This window comes from Gudongella oleilytica, from assembly GCF_004101785.1.
GTDB lineage: Bacteria > Bacillota > Clostridia > Tissierellales > Tissierellaceae > Gudongella > Gudongella oleilytica.
In genome coordinates this window covers 494,612-512,946 of record NZ_CP035130.1, presented here as the reverse complement: position 1 = coordinate 512,946, position 18,335 = coordinate 494,612, and the positions used below count along the sequence as shown (strand labels likewise).

11 protein-coding genes, 1 tRNA gene, 1 CRISPR repeat array and 1 riboswitch are annotated in these 18,335 nt (G+C 44.9%); of the genes, 4 read left to right on the top strand and 8 right to left on the bottom strand.

The genetic code is table 11. The annotated features are described in order from the left end of the window. The first annotated feature begins 24 nt into the window (after window positions 1-24). A complete protein-coding gene (locus EC328_RS02310) occupies window positions 25-1,701 on the top strand; it encodes a hypothetical protein (protein ID WP_128425310.1) in 1,677 nt (558 codons plus the stop codon). A 15-nt stretch (window positions 1,702-1,716) separates the two neighbouring features. Next, window positions 1,717-3,705 (top strand): S9 family peptidase, encoded by a 1,989-nt coding sequence (locus EC328_RS02305; protein WP_128425309.1) that lies wholly within the window; start codon window positions 1,717-1,719, stop codon window positions 3,703-3,705. Window positions 3,706-3,843: 138 nt separating this feature from the next. On the opposite strand, the gene EC328_RS02300 is transcribed toward EC328_RS02305, so the two are convergent. Then, window positions 3,844-4,599 (bottom strand): MBL fold metallo-hydrolase, encoded by a 756-nt coding sequence (locus tag EC328_RS02300; protein ID WP_128425308.1) that lies wholly within the window; start codon window positions 4,597-4,599, stop codon window positions 3,844-3,846. A gap of 81 nt (window positions 4,600-4,680) precedes the next feature. On the opposite strand from EC328_RS02300, the gene EC328_RS02295 reads away from it, so the two are divergent. Continuing rightward, window positions 4,681-5,580, top strand: coding sequence for a YihY/virulence factor BrkB family protein (locus tag EC328_RS02295; RefSeq protein ID WP_128425307.1), 900 nt, complete (start codon window positions 4,681-4,683; stop codon window positions 5,578-5,580). Between the two features lie 5 nt (window positions 5,581-5,585). On the opposite strand, the gene EC328_RS02290 is transcribed toward EC328_RS02295, so the two are convergent. From EC328_RS02290 to metK, 3 genes are all read right to left on the bottom strand, one after another. Continuing rightward, complete coding sequence (locus tag EC328_RS02290; RefSeq protein ID WP_128425306.1) at window positions 5,586-6,230, bottom strand: ComF family protein; 645 nt, start codon at window positions 6,228-6,230, stop codon at window positions 5,586-5,588. Window positions 6,231-6,244: 14 nt separating this feature from the next. Beyond that, window positions 6,245-8,464 carry an SF1B family DNA helicase RecD2 gene (gene recD2, locus EC328_RS02285; protein ID WP_128425305.1) on the bottom strand — a complete coding sequence of 740 codons (2,220 nt, stop codon included), beginning with the start codon at window positions 8,462-8,464 and terminating at the stop codon, window positions 6,245-6,247. A gap of 87 nt (window positions 8,465-8,551) precedes the next feature. After that, window positions 8,552-9,733, bottom strand: coding sequence for a methionine adenosyltransferase (metK, locus tag EC328_RS02280; protein ID WP_128425304.1), 1,182 nt, complete (start codon window positions 9,731-9,733; stop codon window positions 8,552-8,554). 67 nt (window positions 9,734-9,800) lie between these two features. Then, window positions 9,801-9,899, bottom strand: a riboswitch (SAM riboswitch). A gap of 163 nt (window positions 9,900-10,062) precedes the next feature. Here metK and EC328_RS02275 point away from each other — a divergent pair. Further along, window positions 10,063-10,139 (top strand) — tRNA-Pro (locus EC328_RS02275). 97 nt (window positions 10,140-10,236) lie between these two features. Beyond that, a CRISPR array of direct repeats spans window positions 10,237-15,147; the repeat unit is 29 nt; unit sequence AGGATCACCCCCGCGTGTGCGGGGAACAC. Between the two features lie 34 nt (window positions 15,148-15,181). Here the strand turns inward: EC328_RS02275 and cas2e are convergent. From cas2e to cas5e, 4 genes are read right to left on the bottom strand one after another with little or no spacing between them, the layout of a single operon-like run. Further along, complete coding sequence (gene cas2e / locus EC328_RS02270; RefSeq protein ID WP_128425303.1) at window positions 15,182-16,066, bottom strand: type I-E CRISPR-associated endoribonuclease Cas2e; 885 nt, start codon at window positions 16,064-16,066, stop codon at window positions 15,182-15,184. Window positions 16,067-16,076: 10 nt separating this feature from the next. Then, complete coding sequence (cas1e, locus tag EC328_RS02265) at window positions 16,077-17,015, bottom strand: type I-E CRISPR-associated endonuclease Cas1e (protein WP_128425302.1); 939 nt, start codon at window positions 17,013-17,015, stop codon at window positions 16,077-16,079. Continuing rightward, complete coding sequence (gene cas6e, locus EC328_RS02260) at window positions 17,016-17,645, bottom strand: type I-E CRISPR-associated protein Cas6/Cse3/CasE (protein ID WP_164906006.1); 630 nt, start codon at window positions 17,643-17,645, stop codon at window positions 17,016-17,018. It abuts the gene before it with no gap. Next, window positions 17,626-18,333, bottom strand: a complete 708-nt coding sequence (gene cas5e, locus EC328_RS02255) for a type I-E CRISPR-associated protein Cas5/CasD (protein WP_128425300.1) — start codon at window positions 18,331-18,333, stop codon at window positions 17,626-17,628. The genes cas6e and cas5e overlap by 20 nt, the downstream gene beginning before the upstream one ends. Between the last annotated feature and the right edge of the window lie 2 nt (window positions 18,334-18,335).

Sequence of the window (18,335 nt, the reverse complement as noted above, 5' to 3'; positions counted from 1 at the left end):
AAGACTAAAGCAAGGAGCAATGAAATGGATCATGATAAATTACAGGAGCTGGAAAATCTGGCGACTGAGAAACTAATAGACTATATAAACAATGATGGAAGGGCAAGCAAGCTGTTTCAGGAGAACTACGAGGAATATGAATTTCTTGATATGGAGAGATCTCATATCCCCTTCAATCTTTGGCTTTGCTGTGACTACAGGGATCAATCCGGCAGAGGCTTCGTCCACAGGCTTATTGAGACTGACAGGAATATTTCTCCCATCCAAAGAGAAATCCTCCTTGGAAAAGCGGAAAGCTTTGTCACCATACTCGAGATCAAAGACTTTTATGAGCCCTATGCAGTGGCATTTGACGTACTAAATCATACAGAGTACAGACTGCTGGAGCCGAGGGTATCAGTAATACTGAAAAAGGGGGATTATCTTCTTGCAAGGGTTGGAAAAGTATTGAGCTCTGTTAGGATGCTTGGTGAGGTAAACTTTATTCCAAGATCAGCGCTTCCTTACCTTTTGAGGGAAGTTATCAGACGCTACAACGATACAGACATGACAAGAGGCGATATGAAAAGCTTTTTAAAGACCAATTCGCTGTTTCTTTATGAGTCCTATTATCATACTGCGTATGAAAACCACGAACCCGATGAAGGAGACATGCTCCCGATTTACGACGAGATGGATGAATTTGAGGAATACCTATCCCTAAAAAGCTCCCAGGAGGGAATAGAAAGACATCTCTCAAATCTTATCGAGCTATACGAGTACGAGCTTGCAGATGATGGTGCTAGCCTTAAGGACCTAAATAAGGTCAATCTCAAGGAAATGCTCCAGGATATGATCAGTGAAAAATTCATAACGACGCCGCTGATGCTAAGCAGCTACTTTTCGACACTTCGAGAGTATCTGGGATTTCTTGCAAAGAATGACAAGACATACAGGCGATCACTGGCTGAACTACAGTCACTAAGCCAGGAGAGATTTAGATATGTCAAGGAGATCCTGAGACAAAACAGACTTTCACAGGGAGATCCTTTATTATCAATAAGATTAAGGGAAATTGATTATAAACCCACCAACACCTACCTTGACGACTTCGACAGGTTCCTCCTGTATGTTTACGAAACTCCGGTTGGATTGGCTGAAAACAGGAGAACTATCAAAAGAAAGGACCTAAACGGATTATCAAGATTTCTTGATGGTGAATACCCTATGCTTTCCTCAAGGAGGGGTTCAACCGGAGTAACAATTCTTGACTTCTTCAGCAAGATGGGTGTTGATTTGAAGCTCCTCAGGGTAAAAGAAGGCCAGCTTGTTGTTACGTCAAGGACTGATGAGTACTTAGGTCTCTCCCGCGAGGATAAACTTACCATGCACCTAAAATGTTTCTGGAAAAGTGGGTTCATCAGGGGAGTGCTGGGCGTAAGTCTTGCAGATGCAAGGAGGATCAAAAAAGCATATCTTCAGATAACCAGGACCACGACATCGTCAATGTACGAGCTTTTGGAGCTGTCAGAGGCTGAAGAAGACCATGCAGCTCATTTTGTCCGTCTTCTCAACTTTATGGGAATCGTGGATCAAAGAGGATGGGGTGAGAATTTCGTTCAGACACCGATAGGGAGACTTGCCAGAGCCCATTTCCTGGAATGGGACAGGCCAACGCGGGATAAGGTCATACACTTGAAGCAATACAAAACGAATAAATAGTGCCGGAGGGATAAAATGAGCAGGTTGGAAATGATGGATTTCACAGAATTCAAATTCCTGTCAGGTTTAAGTGCTTCACCTGGCGGTTCAAGAGTTGTCTTTACAGTTCACACTATGGATCATGAGAACAACAAATATCATTCGAATCTATACCTCCTCGACAGTTCTGGAACGATCAAACAGCTTACTGATACCAACGAAGAAAAGTCCTCAATATGGTTAAACGAGAGTGCTCTGTTATTTCCTTCGTCCCGAGACAAGGACGTTAAGGACAGGAAGGAAGCAAAGCATCCATTAACGTGCTTCTACCGTCTTGAGCTCGAATCAATGGATGTATCAAGAGAGTTTGAGGTTCCCTTAGACGTCAGCAGGATAGAAGCATTGGGGGATGGAAGGTACCTTCTTCTTGCATCCTTCGATAAAAGGATGGGCGATACATGGGGGATCACCAAGGAGGAACTGGAGAAAAAGGTTGAAGATCTTAAGGAAGAAAATAATTACGAAGTTCTGGACGAAATTCCGTTTTGGAGAAACGGCGAGGGCTTTACCAATAAGAGACGAACCAGACTGTTCCTGCTCGACAGCACCAGGAATGATATAACACCCTTAACTGATGAATTCACGAATGTAGAGAGCCTCCAGCTCCATCCATCCCTGGGAAGGGCTCTTCTCATTACATCATCCTTTATTGATAAGATGAGTCTTAACAACGATTTACATCAGCTTGATCTTTCCACTTTGGGGCTTGAGAAAATATCGCCGATCGAGGATTTCCTATATGATTTCGCAGGGTATCTAAAGGATATGATCGTTTTTGTCGGGAGATCGAAGAAAAACTACGGAATAAATGAAAATCCCAAGATTTATCTTACTGAGGATGAAGGCTTGAGCTATGTCAAGCTCAACGATCTCAAGCACGACGTATACAATTCCGTTGGCTCGGACTGCAGATATGGAGAAGGAAGATCCTTTAAGGTGGATGATGACTATCTTTACTTTGTAAGCACGCTTGGTCACTCCTCAAACCTCTATCGGATCGGGCTTGACGGTATACTTGAAAGAATGACGGCTGAGGAAGGCTCCGTAGATGATTTTGACGTCAAAGGCGACTCGGTTTTTATAATCGCACTCAGGCAGCTTAAGCTTCAGGAGCTGTATTCAGTGAAAAACAGAGATGAGGATCAGCTTACCAGCTTCAACACCGATTCTCTTAAGGATAAAACTCTCTCATTGCCCGAGGCTATGGTGTTCCACAATGATGACGTCGAGCTCACAGGGTGGGTTATGAAACCGGCAGGATTTAATGATGAAAAGAACTATCCTGCTATACTAAACATCCATGGGGGTCCGAAAACCGTCTATGGTACAGTTTATTTCCATGAGATGCAATACTGGGCTAACAGGGGCTTCTTTGTATTTTTTATGAATCCAAGAGGAAGTGATGGAAAGGGAGACAAATTTGCAGATATCAGAGGAAAATACGGCACCATCGATTATGATGATCTGATGGTCTTTACCGATAAGGTACTTGACTCGTATCCAAATATCGACAGATTCAGGGTTGGAGTTACTGGAGGATCCTACGGAGGCTATATGACCAACTGGATAATCGGTCATACCAATAGATTCAAGGCTGCAGTTTCTCAAAGAAGCATAGCAAACTGGACCTCCTTTTTTGGCACTTCGGATATTGGATACTATTTTACCGAGGACCAGAATACTGCTACTCCCTGGAATAACCACAGAAAGCTGTGGGAACACTCGCCCTTGAAGTATGCGGATCAAGTTCAAACGCCAACTCTATTTATACATTCAGAGGAGGACTACAGATGCTGGCTTGTTGAGGGCATTCAGATGTATACAGCTCTAAAGTATCATGGGGTTGTTTCAAGACTTGTAATGTTTAAGGGAGAGAATCACGACCTTTCAAGATCCGGAAAGCCTAAACACAGAGTGAGAAGACTTAAAGAGATAACCGAGTGGTTTGAGAGATACCTTAGATAATTCACATTTCACAGTGCACAATTAGATCAAATGAACGATGAACAAGATCCTTCGCTAAAGCTCAGAATGACAACATTTCTGCCATCCTGAACGTAGTGAAGGATCTTGCTTGTAATTGTCAATCGTCCATTGTCAATTCTAAATCTGTATCTCCTCCCCATCCTCCGGGATGAGCAGTGACCCGATAAATCCATTTTCCTCAGCGAAGCTTCTTAACTCCTCACGGGACAGCGTCCAATGGTTCATAGCTTCCATGTGAACTGAAATTATCATTGCATCGGGTTTTGACTTATGGACCTTGAGTATATCCTCCTTACCCATTACAAGCATCTCGCCCATGAGGACGTTTCCTCCGCCGTTCACTACAATAACCTCCGGTTGATGAGTTTTTATGATCTCATGAACTCCGTCATACCAGACTGAATCCCCGACGACATATAAAGTCTTCTCCGCGGGATGGGAGAATATTACTCCACAAACATCTCCAATTACCTGGAGTACTTCACCTCTGCCATGCTGGCCTGGAGTTCGAATAAGTTTTATCTCGTGAAATTCTGAACCCTTGCCCAGTATCTCAACATCCAAAAATCCTGATCCCTCCAGCACTTTCAAAGCATCTTCGTTCTCAACATATATCTTTTTATCCTTTGGGATCAGATCCTTTGCAGCAGGATCAAAGTGGTCAAGATGCATGTGAGTTATTACAACGGCATCGACATCTATTATCTCCTCTGCGGATATGGGCAGGTCAACTATGGGGTTTTTCATATCCTTTCTCAAGGAGTCCCCAAACGCTCTGAAGGATCCCTTACCCCCAAGTACCGGATCTATTAGAAACCTCTTCCCTGCATACTCAACTAAGGTAGTGGCATTTCTGATGAGCCTTATTTTCATTTACTCGTCTCTCCTTTCAAAAGTATATGCATATGGTTTTAGAATAGCTGTTTAGAGGTATTAGATAAGCAGGTGATCTTAATGAAAAACTTTCTTGGAAAAATCAAAAACAGAATTTTTGTTATCTTTATCGATCAGCTGCTATATAGGTTTGCCAGGCACAATGTGGTATGGTCCGGGGCTTCACTTACTTATTTCCTGATATTATCCCTTTTCCCTTTCCTCATAGTGCTTCTGAATATACTGAGCTATACATCGCTGGTACGTGAGAGAGCTGTACTCGATATGTTGCATTTCCTCCCGATGGATATCCAGGCAATAATCGAGGTTTTTCTGAATGACCTGTCAAGCTCAAGCAGCCAGGGACTGTTGTCTGTTGCAGCCTTTATTGGTCTGTGGACGGCATCCTCAGGAGTAAAAGCGATAATAAAGGCAATAAATATGGCCTATGACTATGCTGAAAACAGGCACTTCCTGAAGTTAAGAGGCCTCTCAGTACTTTTTACAATTGCGCTGTTACTTATGATCACACTGGTAATGATATCTTTGATATTAGGTCCGATGTTAGGGAAAATGCTATTTGAAAGAATTGGGTATGGGGATTCATTCATGTTCCTTTGGAATTACCTTAGATATATCATACCTCTGGCCTACATGATGCTAATTTTTGCGCTGCTTTATAAGCTTAGCCCAAATATTGGAAAAAATTTAAGAATACCAATAAGAGAAGTGCTTCCTGGAGCTGTGTTTGCAACAATTGCCTGGGTATCTCTCTCGCTTCTTCTATCATACTACGTTTCGAATTTTGGTAAATATGCCATTACCTATGGAAGTCTTGGAGGAGTAATAGTCCTCCTGATCTGGATGTATTACAGCAGTATAGTAATAGTTCTTGGCGGAGAGATAAATGCAACCCTTGAGGATATGAGAAAAAATGGACTTAAGGTCAATCCTGAGAAAAGTGCTTTTTATGAGGACTAACAGCCTTATCCGTTCATTGTTGCGAAGACCAGTCCGGTTACTTCCTTTGCTCCAGCTTTCTTTAGCTGACTTGCGCAAGACTTCAGTGTATTTCCGGTAGTATAAATATCGTCGATCAGAAGTATCCTTCTCCCAGACATGCTGGCTCCATCCTTTATGGAAAAAGAGCCTTTCAGATTTTCCTCTCTCTGGTACTTGGTAAGCCTGTTCTGTTCCTTGGTCCATGAAGACTTTACAAGGCTTTTCTTATCGACCGGTATCCCCGTCCGTCTTGAAAGCTCCTCTGCCAGGAGCTGTGACTGATTATAGCCTCTTATAGCTTCCTTTCTCCAGTGTATCGGCACTGGGACTATAAGATCAAAGTCTGTCAACGACTCCTCGATGATCGTCATATGCATCATATGGGCTATCGGTTCATACAGATAGCTTTTATCATTAAATTTGAACTGGTGAACCAGCTCCCTTGCAAAGCTATTGTAGAAAACAGATGCGTATACCCTTTCTATTGAATCATCTCTTAATAAAAATCCTCTGTGCATAGGCTCATAATTATCCCTACAATCCCTGCAAAGTCTTCCCTCCAGATAGGGTGTATCATCTTTACAGAAATAGCAAAAGTTTTCAGTAGGAAAAAGAAGCTTAAATAGCATTATATTCGCTCCCCTCAGTCACTTATTATGAAATGAAAATAATCTCTCAGCTTTGTATTCAGAGAGGAATACCTCTTTGCGATTTGATTATTGCGTATCATCATATGCATATATCTCTTATCTCCAACAAGAACAACAAGATCCTTCGCTCTGGTAACAGCTGTGTAGAGGAGATTCCTTGTAAGAAGCATCGGAGGCCCGCTGTAAACAGGGATTATCACTGCCGGGAACTCACTTCCCTGAGATTTGTGGATGGTAGTCGCATAGGCAAGCTTAAGGTCGTCCATCTGTCTCATTTCAAACTCTACCTCACGGTCATCATCAAATAAAACCGTAACGATTCCCTCTTCCTCATCTATTGATTTGATGAATCCAAAATCACCGTTGAATATACCTTCTCCCTCTTCATAGGGCCTTCCATCCACATCTACGGTCCACAATGCCTGATAGTTGTTTCTTATCTGCATAACCTTATCGCCAACTCTGTATATCTCATCTCCAATAAGCTTTTCAGCTTTATTTTTTGCAGGTGGATTCAACGCCTTCTGAAGTGATTTATTCAGTGCGGCTACTCCAGCATCTCCTTTTCTCATGGGAGTCAGTACCTGTATATCCTTTATCGGGTCATAGCCGTAAAAGGAAGGCAGCCTTGTAGTAGTGAGCTCTTCGATCTCCTCCCTTATCTCCTGACCTGTGGACTTATGGATATAGAAAAAATCCTTACCCTTTTCATTAAGCCTTGGCGTCTCTCCCTTGTTTATCAAGTGCGCATTAACTATTATCATACTTTCCGATTCCTGGCGAAATATCTCATCGAGTCTTACCACACGCACTACACCGGAATCAATTATGTCCCTCAACACATTACCCGCTCCTACTGATGGAAGCTGGTCCACATCCCCTACCATTATAAGCCTTGTTCCGGGCTTTATAGCCTTAACAAGATTATTCATTAGGAGTATATCCACCATAGACATCTCATCCACAATGATTGCATCGGCGTCTATAGGGCTTTCTTCATTCTTGCTGAACTGCAGGTTCTCATTCATATAGCTTATCTCAAGAAGTCTATGAAGGGTTTTTGCCTCCATCCCCGTAGCTTCGGTCATCCTCTTAGCGGCACGACCAGTGGGAGCTGCCAGGACAACCCGTTTGTTTTCTCTTTCCAGAAGATCGATTATAGCGGTTATTATGGTCGTCTTCCCGGTACCTGGTCCGCCGGTTATTACGATCGTACCATCCTCAATTGCGCCCTTGATCGCAAGCTTCTGTTTATCTCCAAATGGGAATCCTTGCTTCCTTTCAAGCTGCTCGATCCATTGATCGATATCTTCCAGGATATCCTCCCTTTGGACCAGACTAAGCTCGGCCAATGCCTTGGCTACATTGTTCTCAGCTGTGTGGTACGGCATATAGTAAATTCTTGTTTCATCTCCAGATGGAGTGCTATGGAAGCTCTGTCTAAGCAGCAGTGTGGTCAATGCTCCTTCAAGGCCCTCCTCACCCACCTGAAGCAGCTGCATGGTCTTTTTCATTAGCTCATCCTTGGGAAGGTAGCAATGCCCCTCTCCTGCAGCACTCATCATGACGAATTTGAGGCCAGCCTCAAGCCTGTAGGGGGAGCTTTTATCCATACCAAGTCTTGATGCGATCTCATCGGCAGTCTTAAAGCCCATGCCTGATATATCTTCAGCAAGCCTGTAGGGATTCTCTCTCACTACATTTACAGCATCCTTCCCGTATTGTTTATATATCTTCATGCTTTGATTTATGCTTAAGCTATAGTTCTGGAGTGCAACTATAACATCCCGCATTTCCCTCTGATCGTCGTAGGATTCCATTATCCTTCTTAGCTTCTTTTCCCCAATCCCTTCAATCTCAAGAAGCCTTTGGGGATTATACTGGATTATGTCGAGAGCTTCAGGTCCGAAGTGCTCCACTATCTTCTTAGCAGTCTTAGGACCTATGTGGGGTATAAGCCCGGAGCTAAGGTAATTTTCTATTCCCTTGGTTGTAGTGGGCATGATGGATTTTAATGTATCAAACTGGAATTGCTCTCCAAAGCGGCTATGGTAGCTCCACTCCCCCTCAAGCGACACCGCCTCGTCCTTGTGCAGAAAAGGTGCTATGCCGACGATTGTAATGCTTCCGTCAGATGTATAAAGCTTTCCGACTGTATATCCGTTTGATTCATTTCTGAATATTATATCTTCGACTATTCCCTGTATCTCCATATCCCCACCTCCTTTGCTATAGGAAGATTATAACATAAAAATGCCTGCATCAGGCATTCAAAATTAGCCAGATACAGGCATTTCATACTATTTTACAGCTTTTTTAAGGGCTTCAGCCTTATCGGTTCTCTCCCAGGTCAGATCCACATCTGTACGTCCGAAGTGACCGTAGGTTGCTATTTTTCTGTAGATCGGCCTTCTCAGGTCAAGATCTCTGATTATTGCTGCCGGTCTAAGATCGAAGTTTTTCTCAACAAGCTTTCTTATCTCCTCATCGCTGATCCTTCCTGTTCCAAAGGTCTCAACATTCACTGAAAGCGGATGGGCTACACCTATTGCATAGGCTAGTCCTACCTCGCACTTGTCCGCAAGTCCTGCTGCAACTATATTCTTGGCAACATATCTTGCAGCGTAAGCCGCTGATCTGTCCACCTTTGTGGGGTCCTTCCCTGAAAAAGCCCCGCCGCCATGTCTGCCATAGCCGCCATAGGTGTCGACTATGATCTTTCTTCCTGTAAGACCAGCATCTCCCATTGGTCCACCGATTACAAACCGGCCTGTTGGATTTACATAGAACTTGGTGTTCTCGTCTACCATGTGAGCAGGTATTATTGCCTTGATTACCTCCTCAATGATTTCCGCTTTAAGCTGTACAAGATCGATGACAGGACTGTGTTGTGTTGAAACAACAACATTTTCTATTCTCACCGGGGTATTGTCGTGATACTCGACTGTGACCTGAGTTTTACCATCAGGTCTAAGATACTCCAGTGTTCCATTTTTTCTAACCTCTGCAAGTCTTCTTGCAAGCTTATGAGCAAGAGATATTGGGAGAGGCATTAGCTCCTCTGTCTCATTGCATGCAAAGCCAAACATCATGCCCTGGTCTCCTGCCCCAATTTTGTCCAGCTCGTCTTCTGAAAGCTCCTTTTGCTCGAGAGCCTTGTCAACTCCCAGGGCAATATCAGGTGACTGCTCGTTTATTGAGGTCAATACCGCACAGGTGTCTGCATCAAAACCGAATTTGGCTCTTACATAGCCTATTTCTTCTACTGTCTTTCTTGCAATCTTAGGTATGTCCACATAGCATTTTGTCGTTATTTCTCCAGCCACCATAATCATGCCTGTGGTAACCATTGTTTCACATGCAACTCTTGCCTCAGGGTCCTGCTCAAGTATCGCATCAAGGATAGAATCAGAAATCTGATCGCAGATCTTGTCTGGATGACCTTCAGTAACGGACTCTGATGTAAATAACCATTTCTTCATTTGTACGCCCCTCTTTCCTAAATAATAAAAAAACCCTTCCAAAAGGAACGGTGTAAGTTTTCACTACACCTCATCTTTCAGAATCTTCATTCTGCAGGAATTAGCACCTGTATTACCAGGTTGCCGGGTTTCATCGGGCCTATCCCTCCACCTCTCTTGATAAGGTAATCAAGATATTTAATTTTCACTGAGTGATATGCTATCATAATGAGTAGGAGTAGTCAATAAAAATTGTATGGATTTTTATTGATATAATGAAAATTCGTTTGTAAAAAGCACTTGCTTTTTTCCATGACTCAGCTTATAATTAAGTAGTTGACACAAAATGTCGGGGTGTAGCGCAGCTTGGTAGCGCACGTGGTTTGGGACCATGGGGCCGGGGGTTCAAATCCTCTCACCCCGACCAAGAGAAAACCGTGTAATCGTAATGATTGCACGGTTTTTACTTTTTTGTTCCTACCCTTGGGTACGTTGCCATTGGAGAGCAAAGAACTGGAAGGTGCAAAATCACCCCCGCGTGTGCGGGGAACACATGGTTAGATTAGCGTTTTGTTCTGGTATCATAGGATCACCCCCGCGTGTGCGGGGAACACTCCAAACAATTCAAAGCATGGCAAAGCCCCCTAGGATCACCCCCGCGTGTGCGGGGAACACAAAGAGAGAAGAAATGCAGCAAAGGCAATCGTAGGATCACCCCCGCGTGTGCGGGGAACACAGTAAACTTATGGATAAAAAAAAAGATACCCAAGGATCACCCCCGCGTGTGCGGGGAACACAAAGAGAGAAGAAATGCAGCAAAGGCAATCGTAGGATCACCCCCGCGTGTGCGGGGAACACAGTAAACTTATGGATAAAAAAAAAGATACCCAAGGATCACCCCCGCGTGTGCGGGGAACACTATAAAAAAGGTGAGTAAGAGTGGGATATATTAGGATCACCCCCGCGTGTGCGGGGAACACAGAGGTGACAGAATGATAGTAGTATATCTATTAGGATCACCCCCGCGTGTGCGGGGAACACTTTTTGCTTCTTCAGGTGTCCATTGCATTCCCAGGATCACCCCCGCGTGTGCGGGGAACACTCTTTGGATATATTCGACAACAACAACATTATAGGATCACCCCCGCGTGTGCGGGGAACACCCACCCCAGAGCATATGTCTGATGATGTACTCCGGATCACCCCCGCGTGTGCGGGGAACACTTGGAGAGGTACATTCAGAAAATTGGAGCTTCAGGATCACCCCCGCGTGTGCGGGGAACACTCTTTCCTTGAAGTAGGTTCTTCCGATTTGATAGGATCACCCCCGCGTGTGCGGGGAACACACGACCGACCGGCGAAGGTGTTGAACTTTATCCGGATCACCCCCGCGTGTGCGGGGAACACCTAAAAACCTCGAATCCTAAAACCTCTGGCCAAGGATCACCCCCGCGTGTGCGGGGAACACCGCACAGTTTGAAAGAGTCTGTCTGGGTGCTCAGGATCACCCCCGCGTGTGCGGGGAACACCCATTCTACTTGATAGCATATCAGCAGCGTGTGGGATCACCCCCGCGTGTGCGGGGAACACTTAAGTTGATATCCTATATTGGTGTAAAGTCCAGGATCACCCCCGCGTGTGCGGGGAACACCTCTTGTGTATGGTACTTCTACTGCATTTGCCAGGATCACCCCCGCGTGTGCGGGGAACACTTGTTCTCTTTCAACCATTTGACTAGAACATCAGGATCACCCCCGCGTGTGCGGGGAACACTTAACCTCCCTACACTTGCAAGGCTTAGCTGTAGGATCACCCCCGCGTGTGCGGGGAACACCTATCCTTGGTTTAACATCTGCTATCAACGTCAGGATCACCCCCGCGTGTGCGGGGAACACCCTTCTGGACCTTGACAAAATCGACGTGGACGAGGATCACCCCCGCGTGTGCGGGGAACACCAAACAAGACTGTATACAGCGCCTTGGAAGAGAGGATCACCCCCGCGTGTGCGGGGAACACTTCGCATCTCTGGTATGTTCATATCATTAATCAGGATCACCCCCGCGTGTGCGGGGAACACAAGGCAGTCCACAGAGGGGCATCAGCTCACTACGGATCACCCCCGCGTGTGCGGGGAACACGCGAGATGAAGTAAAGTATAGGATTTGCGAGTAGGATCACCCCCGCGTGTGCGGGGAACACTACATTCAATTTCATCTGCTCTTAGTAATCTCAGGATCACCCCCGCGTGTGCGGGGAACACGGTGAAATCTTTGTATAATTTACTAAAGGGCTAGGATCACCCCCGCGTGTGCGGGGAACACTGCTTAAAAATGCAGAAGGAAATCCCATAAGCAGGATCACCCCCGCGTGTGCGGGGAACACTCGACCGAGGCTGTATTGCTTAGCAGCGAATAAGGATCACCCCCGCGTGTGCGGGGAACACTCGAAGAAGTTCAGCGTCGCCAGGATTACGATAGGATCACCCCCGCGTGTGCGGGGAACACGTCACAGCCCTTCCTTCGCTTCGCTGACGCGCAGGATCACCCCCGCGTGTGCGGGGAACACCCATTGATCAGATTTGTTCCAGCGCTCGACGCCGGATCACCCCCGCGTGTGCGGGGAACACTATATAAATTAAATAATTATATTATATCAGGTAGGATCACCCCCGCGTGTGCGGGGAACACGCTACAGTTTTAAGTGTCAAAGCTCATCTGAAAGGATCACCCCCGCGTGTGCGGGGAACACAATATTGTCCAGGCGATTTCTTTTCATTGTCCATGGATCACCCCCGCGTGTGCGGGGAACACCAGATGCTATAGGTATGCCTTATGCAACCTATAGGATCACCCCCGCGTGTGCGGGGAACACGCGGCGCCGGCTATGGGACAAGCCAGGACAAGAGGATCACCCCCGCGTGTGCGGGGAACACATTTCTTGAAATCCATAATCACTGATTCTACTAGGATCACCCCCGCGTGTGCGGGGAACACACATCACCTTTTCCAAATCTTACTTGTACTTTGGGATCACCCCCGCGTGTGCGGGGAACACGATAACCCGTTCTTTAAGAGTAAATATGCCCCAGGATCACCCCCGCGTGTGCGGGGAACACCACTTTTATTTATAGGCCAGGTACAGGATTACAGGATCACCCCCGCGTGTGCGGGGAACACGGGATTCTCGAAGATAGATATGATGATGAATCAGGATCACCCCCGCGTGTGCGGGGAACACCACTCCCCTTTCGACCAATAAGCGGTAATCTGAGGATCACCCCCGCGTGTGCGGGGAACACACCTTGTCAATCAGCCATTCAGCCTCATCATCAGGATCACCCCCGCGTGTGCGGGGAACACCTCGTTTGTTGTACTTAGATAGTCAGCTACAAAGGATCACCCCCGCGTGTGCGGGGAACACTCACGAAAAAAAACAAGAGTGTACCTCAACTTAGGATCACCCCCGCGTGTGCGGGGAACACCAGCTCTTGCACTCATAGCTTATGTACTCCTCAGGATCACCCCCGCGTGTGCGGGGAACACAGAATTAAGAACATGAAAAGGATCTGCAAGATAGGATCACCCCCGCGTGTGCGGGGAACACAGCAAGAATAGTCAGTACGACAATAAAACTAAAGGATCACCCCCGCGTGTGCGGGGAACACAATGGCAGTCACACAGTTTGAGGATAGAGCCTAGGATCACCCCCGCGTGTGCGGGGAACACTTGACAACAGGAGCTAACCCAATGTTTGCATTAGGATCACCCCCGCGTGTGCGGGGAACACCTTCTTCGTCAATGTACGCTACATAGTATCTCAGGATCACCCCCGCGTGTGCGGGGAACACAACACTCTCTTCCCTATAATAACAGCCAACCCAGGATCACCCCCGCGTGTGCGGGGAACACTGCCTTTTGCGACAGGGATCCCAGGAATTATTAGGATCACCCCCGCGTGTGCGGGGAACACGCGGATATGTCGCCTCTCAGTAGCGCATTAACAGGATCACCCCCGCGTGTGCGGGGAACACTTCTCAGCCCATGAGGACCACATTTCAAACGCAGGATCACCCCCGCGTGTGCGGGGAACACTTGAAAGGCATGAATATTATCCTGGAAGATATAGGATCACCCCCGCGTGTGCGGGGAACACTCAAGAGGTCGATATAACCTCGATAAATGGCTAGGATCACCCCCGCGTGTGCGGGGAACACGAGAACTCGAACGGCTACGCTCCGTCCAATGCAGGATCACCCCCGCGTGTGCGGGGAACACCATCATTTGCAAGGCTTGATATGATATTGTCCAGGATCACCCCCGCGTGTGCGGGGAACACCTTTTCCCCTGCCGCCTCGAGCCCTTTTCTTAAGGATCACCCCCGCGTGTGCGGGGAACACATGTCTGCAATAACAAGCTGCGCTCTTGGGATAGGATCACCCCCGCGTGTGCGGGGAACACCTGATCTGAGAGCTGCTCACCTGCAGTACACGAGGATCACCCCCGCGTGTGCGGGGAACACCCTAAAACCCGATATATAGATTGGCGTACTTAAGGATCACCCCCGCGTGTGCGGGGAACACTCCCAAATGGCGGTATAAAGATCATTATATCCATGGATCACCCCCGCGTGTGCGGGGAACACGTTTTTGCAACCCGACCGGACACGCTATGTCCGGGATCACCCCCGCGTGTGCGGGGAACACTCGCCAGTATAATTTGAACCATTCCATCATCCAGGATCACCCCCGCGTGTGCGGGGAACACCGTAATAAGGAATTAGTCTCAAATGAAGCATTAGGATCACCCCCGCGTGTGCGGGGAACACTTAACTGTTAATTACGAGGATAGAAAAATCTTAGGATCACCCCCGCGTGTGCGGGGAACACGAACCAATGATTAGCATGGAGGTTATCGGCACAGGATCACCCCCGCGTGTGCGGGGAACACAGCCGAATCAGACTCAGCTTTACTTACCAGATAGGATCACCCCCGCGTGTGCGGGGAACACCATTTTTGATTGACAATTTAACATCATTTGCCAGGATCACCCCCGCGTGTGCGGGGAACACACCGTCTTGTAGGCGCTGTGTCTCTTAAGCATAGGATCACCCCCGCGTGTGCGGGGAACACACTTTTTCATGTCGAATTTCTGATTATTGAGCAGGATCACCCCCGCGTGTGCGGGGAACACAAGCTGCTTCTCAAGATCTCTATGCATTACCCAGGATCACCCCCGCGTGTGCGGGGAACACTGACCTCCCCTATAACTACTCCATCTCGTAATAGGATCACCCCCGCGTGTGCGGGGAACACGAAGTAAAGAAGGATCCAGACGCACATAAGGAAGGATCACCCCCGCGTGTGCGGGGAACACGTGGATCCAGCAGCTGAGGAGACTACTTTAGAGGGATCACCCCCGCGTGTGCGGGGAACACAGTAAATAGATCCTCATAATAAGCCATTTTAAAATTAATTTTGTTCTTTTTCATTTAACTTTTGGATTAGATCAAATGTTGTATAACAATCACAAAGCCCTCTATGAAATTTTTCAACATTTATTTCATAATATCTAGCTAAAAACTCCAAAGTATATGACGATAATTTTGGTTCGATCTTTCTCACCAAAGCAGAGGTGTCTATATAAAAATTACTTATAGTCCCCATATTATTTGCAGTAAATGCTTTGTTTAAAAAATCAACATCAAAGATTATCTTATGTCCAACAATTGGTTTATTCCCAATAAATTCTTTTATATCTTTTAAGGCTACTACTAAATCCACTCCCTTAGATTTAATGACACTATAGTCGATTCCAGTCATTTCACTTATTTTATCTGGGATTTTACCCTTAATCTTTGTATAAGCATTGAATGTATCGATTACAATATTTTTTGAAACAAACAAGGCACCAATCTCGATTATTTCATCCTGGTTTTTATTGGTTCCTGTGGTTTCTATATCCAAGATTACATATTCATCAGGTAGGTTAACCCCTTTTTTATATTTTGAAGAATTTTTTGCCTTCATCATCTTAGATGCTTTAGAATAACCTTTGTTCTTTGAAACAATTTCCCTTTCATCATCTCTTGGTATTTGTACCAGAGTAACTCCTCCATGTGTCAAAACCTTTCTATTGGTATTTAAGGTTGTAAAAGTATACCCTTGTTCATTGTTTGTTCCAAATGTTAAAGTTGCTGATCCATTAATAATATTTTCATTTACTCTTGCCCACAGTTCTTCTCTAACTCTGGCGCTTACTCTACCTACAAAAACTCCAGTATCGATTTCTTGAAGCCATAAGGTCAAATCCCCCCTTAATGATCTAGGGCAATTAGTAACTGTAATTACAATCATTTACAGCACCTCACTTATCCTCGTCATTGAGCCTATAAGAAACTCCATGTTTTAAGAGATGATCTTTGTCCCAAAGGTATGATGTTTCTACTTCGATTTCACATTCCTCTTCATCAAGTAGAATTTTAATATCTTTAACAATTTGCTCTATTAATTTATTATTATGAAAATAATCTCTACACCTATGCCTCACTTCAGCTCCAATATCATCCGGTTCTTCTGCTGCGACTTGAAAGGCAATTGGGATTGTGACCTCTGCTTTGTAAATATCCGCAATGTCATACACAAAAGCCCGAGTATGTCCTGTATGGATAAACCCCAAACTTGGAGAACAACCCAAGGCTACAATAACTGAATGGCATAAACCGTAAAGGCATGCATGACCCGCTGAAAGAGCTTGATTTATCGGAGTACCTGTTTCATAGTTTTCAGGATCATAGGTTCTTTTATCCCAAGGCACTCCAGTTATTCTTGACCATTCTCTATAGGTTTTTCTAATCCTGCTTCCTTCACGACCCCTTAACTGTTGCATTGTTAAGCCTTCTACTATTTCATTTGGAAACCTCATTTGGTACATATTCCTTGCAACCGAAAGTCTTGAACGCTCATTACTTATAAGTTTTGCCTGCTTCATTATTAAATTGGAAGATGTAGTTAATCCTTCTCCATTAGCATAATATCTAACACCTTCCTCACCTATCCATACTATACTAGCACCTACGGCTGATATTAATTCTACTGCCCTATGAGCAACTGATGTTCCTGGCCCTAAAAGCAAAACACTGATTGTGGCTGCAGGTACCAACACTGTCCCCTTTTCATCTTGACAGGAAATTGCTCCGTCTTGTCTGTTAATTTTACAGTGTTCTAAATATAAAAAGCTAATCCTGTCCCTAACCCTTGGTAGTAACTGCTTCTTTGGTTTCTCCAATCCAAAATTAATAGACATTTACATCACCCTAACTAGTGTTAATAGTCCACATCCATAAGCTTTTTGTCTCCCAATACCTTCCTTCATTACCTGCCTGAACTTTTCTATATTTGTAATTGTGAGTATCCCTTCAAAAACAGCAATTTTGTAAGTTATTCTATGTTTATTTTGCTTCATAAATTTTTCCCAATAAGTCGATGTGACTATAGTTGCGTTTTTGTCAAAGTTTACACCGAATTTTCCCTCCCTATTGTATAACCACTCTAACTGATCCTCCGGTTTTAATAGAGGAACAATTTTGCTTCTACTGCCTTTCCCATGACTTAAGCTCTTTATGGTATTGGCCTTAAGCTTAAATCTCCACACTTGTTCATTTGTTAAGTTCGCTAAAAATTGCTCATAATCTTTATGTTGTATGCTATTTTCATCATCTTCAAATCCTATTTCTTGAATCAATCTGGAAAAGTCTCCCTCCGAGTTGCTTATTAATATCAAATAGTACTTATTGCTTCTTTGGTCAACCCTCCATAATATTCTTTCTTTGGCATCAAAACTTCCTTCAACCATTCCATGGATCAAGTTAGGATTTGTAAATGTTTCTTTGGTTTTTCTTTTACTTATGTCCAGCTCAATCTGAGTCATGTACATTTTTTTCACCACCTGATTCTTGTTCTGACATATACAACTCAGCCATGGGATCATGGTCAATGTATAGAGCCTTGTTTATCATTTTTGCTGGTCTGTTTCTATGGTGCCTATAAGACATATCAAAAGATACTACCTCATCTCTTACAAACCGGGTAGATGGATCAATATTCTTAGGTTCGTAATAAATAGGTAATGAGCCAAAACTTCCTGTATCTTCGACCAATGGCATTTCATCTATCAGAGAATCCTCTAATTCTGCATTTACCTTTATAGCATAAAATACTGGTTTGTCAGGAGGACATGATCTTCTGCCTAAATAAATGGGATAAAAAGGGTTGTTTATTGCTTTAGATATCTCAAAGATTGTAGTATCGTCTGATTCAATTCCTGCAAGAAAAACTGCGTCACATAGATATTCCCTATATGTTAGCTTCCCATTTAAATCTATGGGTTGTACGGTATGAAAATCAAGTAATAGTTTGCCGGGTCTGTCCACCCTAAAGCCTACTCTTAATTTTTCAGATAGACTTCGAAAATCATCTCCTCTTGTCATGCCTAAGGCTGCTCCTATCATGCCAACTATTCCTGATTTACTGGGAATCCTGTCAGTTCTTCTAGTTTCAAAATTAGAGCTAGTGCCCCAAGACTGCATAGGTCCTGATAATCTTAGTAATAATGTGGAAGTCATTG

Bases quoted from the DNA above. Each gene is read 5' to 3' on its own strand.
- EC328_RS02300 (WP_128425308.1), bottom strand. From the start codon at position 4,599: ATGAAAATAAGGCTCATCAGAAATGCCACTACCTTAGTTGAGTATGCA.
- cas2e (WP_128425303.1), bottom strand. From the start codon at position 16,066: ATGATTGTAATTACAGTTACTAATTGCCCTAGATCATTAAGGGGGGAT.
- EC328_RS02295 (WP_128425307.1), top strand. From the start codon at position 4,681: ATGAAAAACTTTCTTGGAAAAATCAAAAACAGAATTTTTGTTATCTTT.
- cas6e (WP_164906006.1), bottom strand. From the start codon at position 17,645: ATGTACATGACTCAGATTGAGCTGGACATAAGTAAAAGAAAAACCAAA.
- cas1e (WP_128425302.1), bottom strand. From the start codon at position 17,015: ATGTCTATTAATTTTGGATTGGAGAAACCAAAGAAGCAGTTACTACCA.
- EC328_RS02305 (WP_128425309.1), top strand. From the start codon at position 1,717: ATGAGCAGGTTGGAAATGATGGATTTCACAGAATTCAAATTCCTGTCA.
- metK (WP_128425304.1), bottom strand. From the start codon at position 9,733: ATGAAGAAATGGTTATTTACATCAGAGTCCGTTACTGAAGGTCATCCA.
- cas5e (WP_128425300.1), bottom strand. From the start codon at position 18,333: ATGACTTCCACATTATTACTAAGATTATCAGGACCTATGCAGTCTTGG.
- EC328_RS02290 (WP_128425306.1), bottom strand. From the start codon at position 6,230: ATGCTATTTAAGCTTCTTTTTCCTACTGAAAACTTTTGCTATTTCTGT.
- recD2 (WP_128425305.1), bottom strand. From the start codon at position 8,464: ATGGAGATACAGGGAATAGTCGAAGATATAATATTCAGAAATGAATCA.
- EC328_RS02310 (WP_128425310.1), top strand. From the start codon at position 25: ATGGATCATGATAAATTACAGGAGCTGGAAAATCTGGCGACTGAGAAA.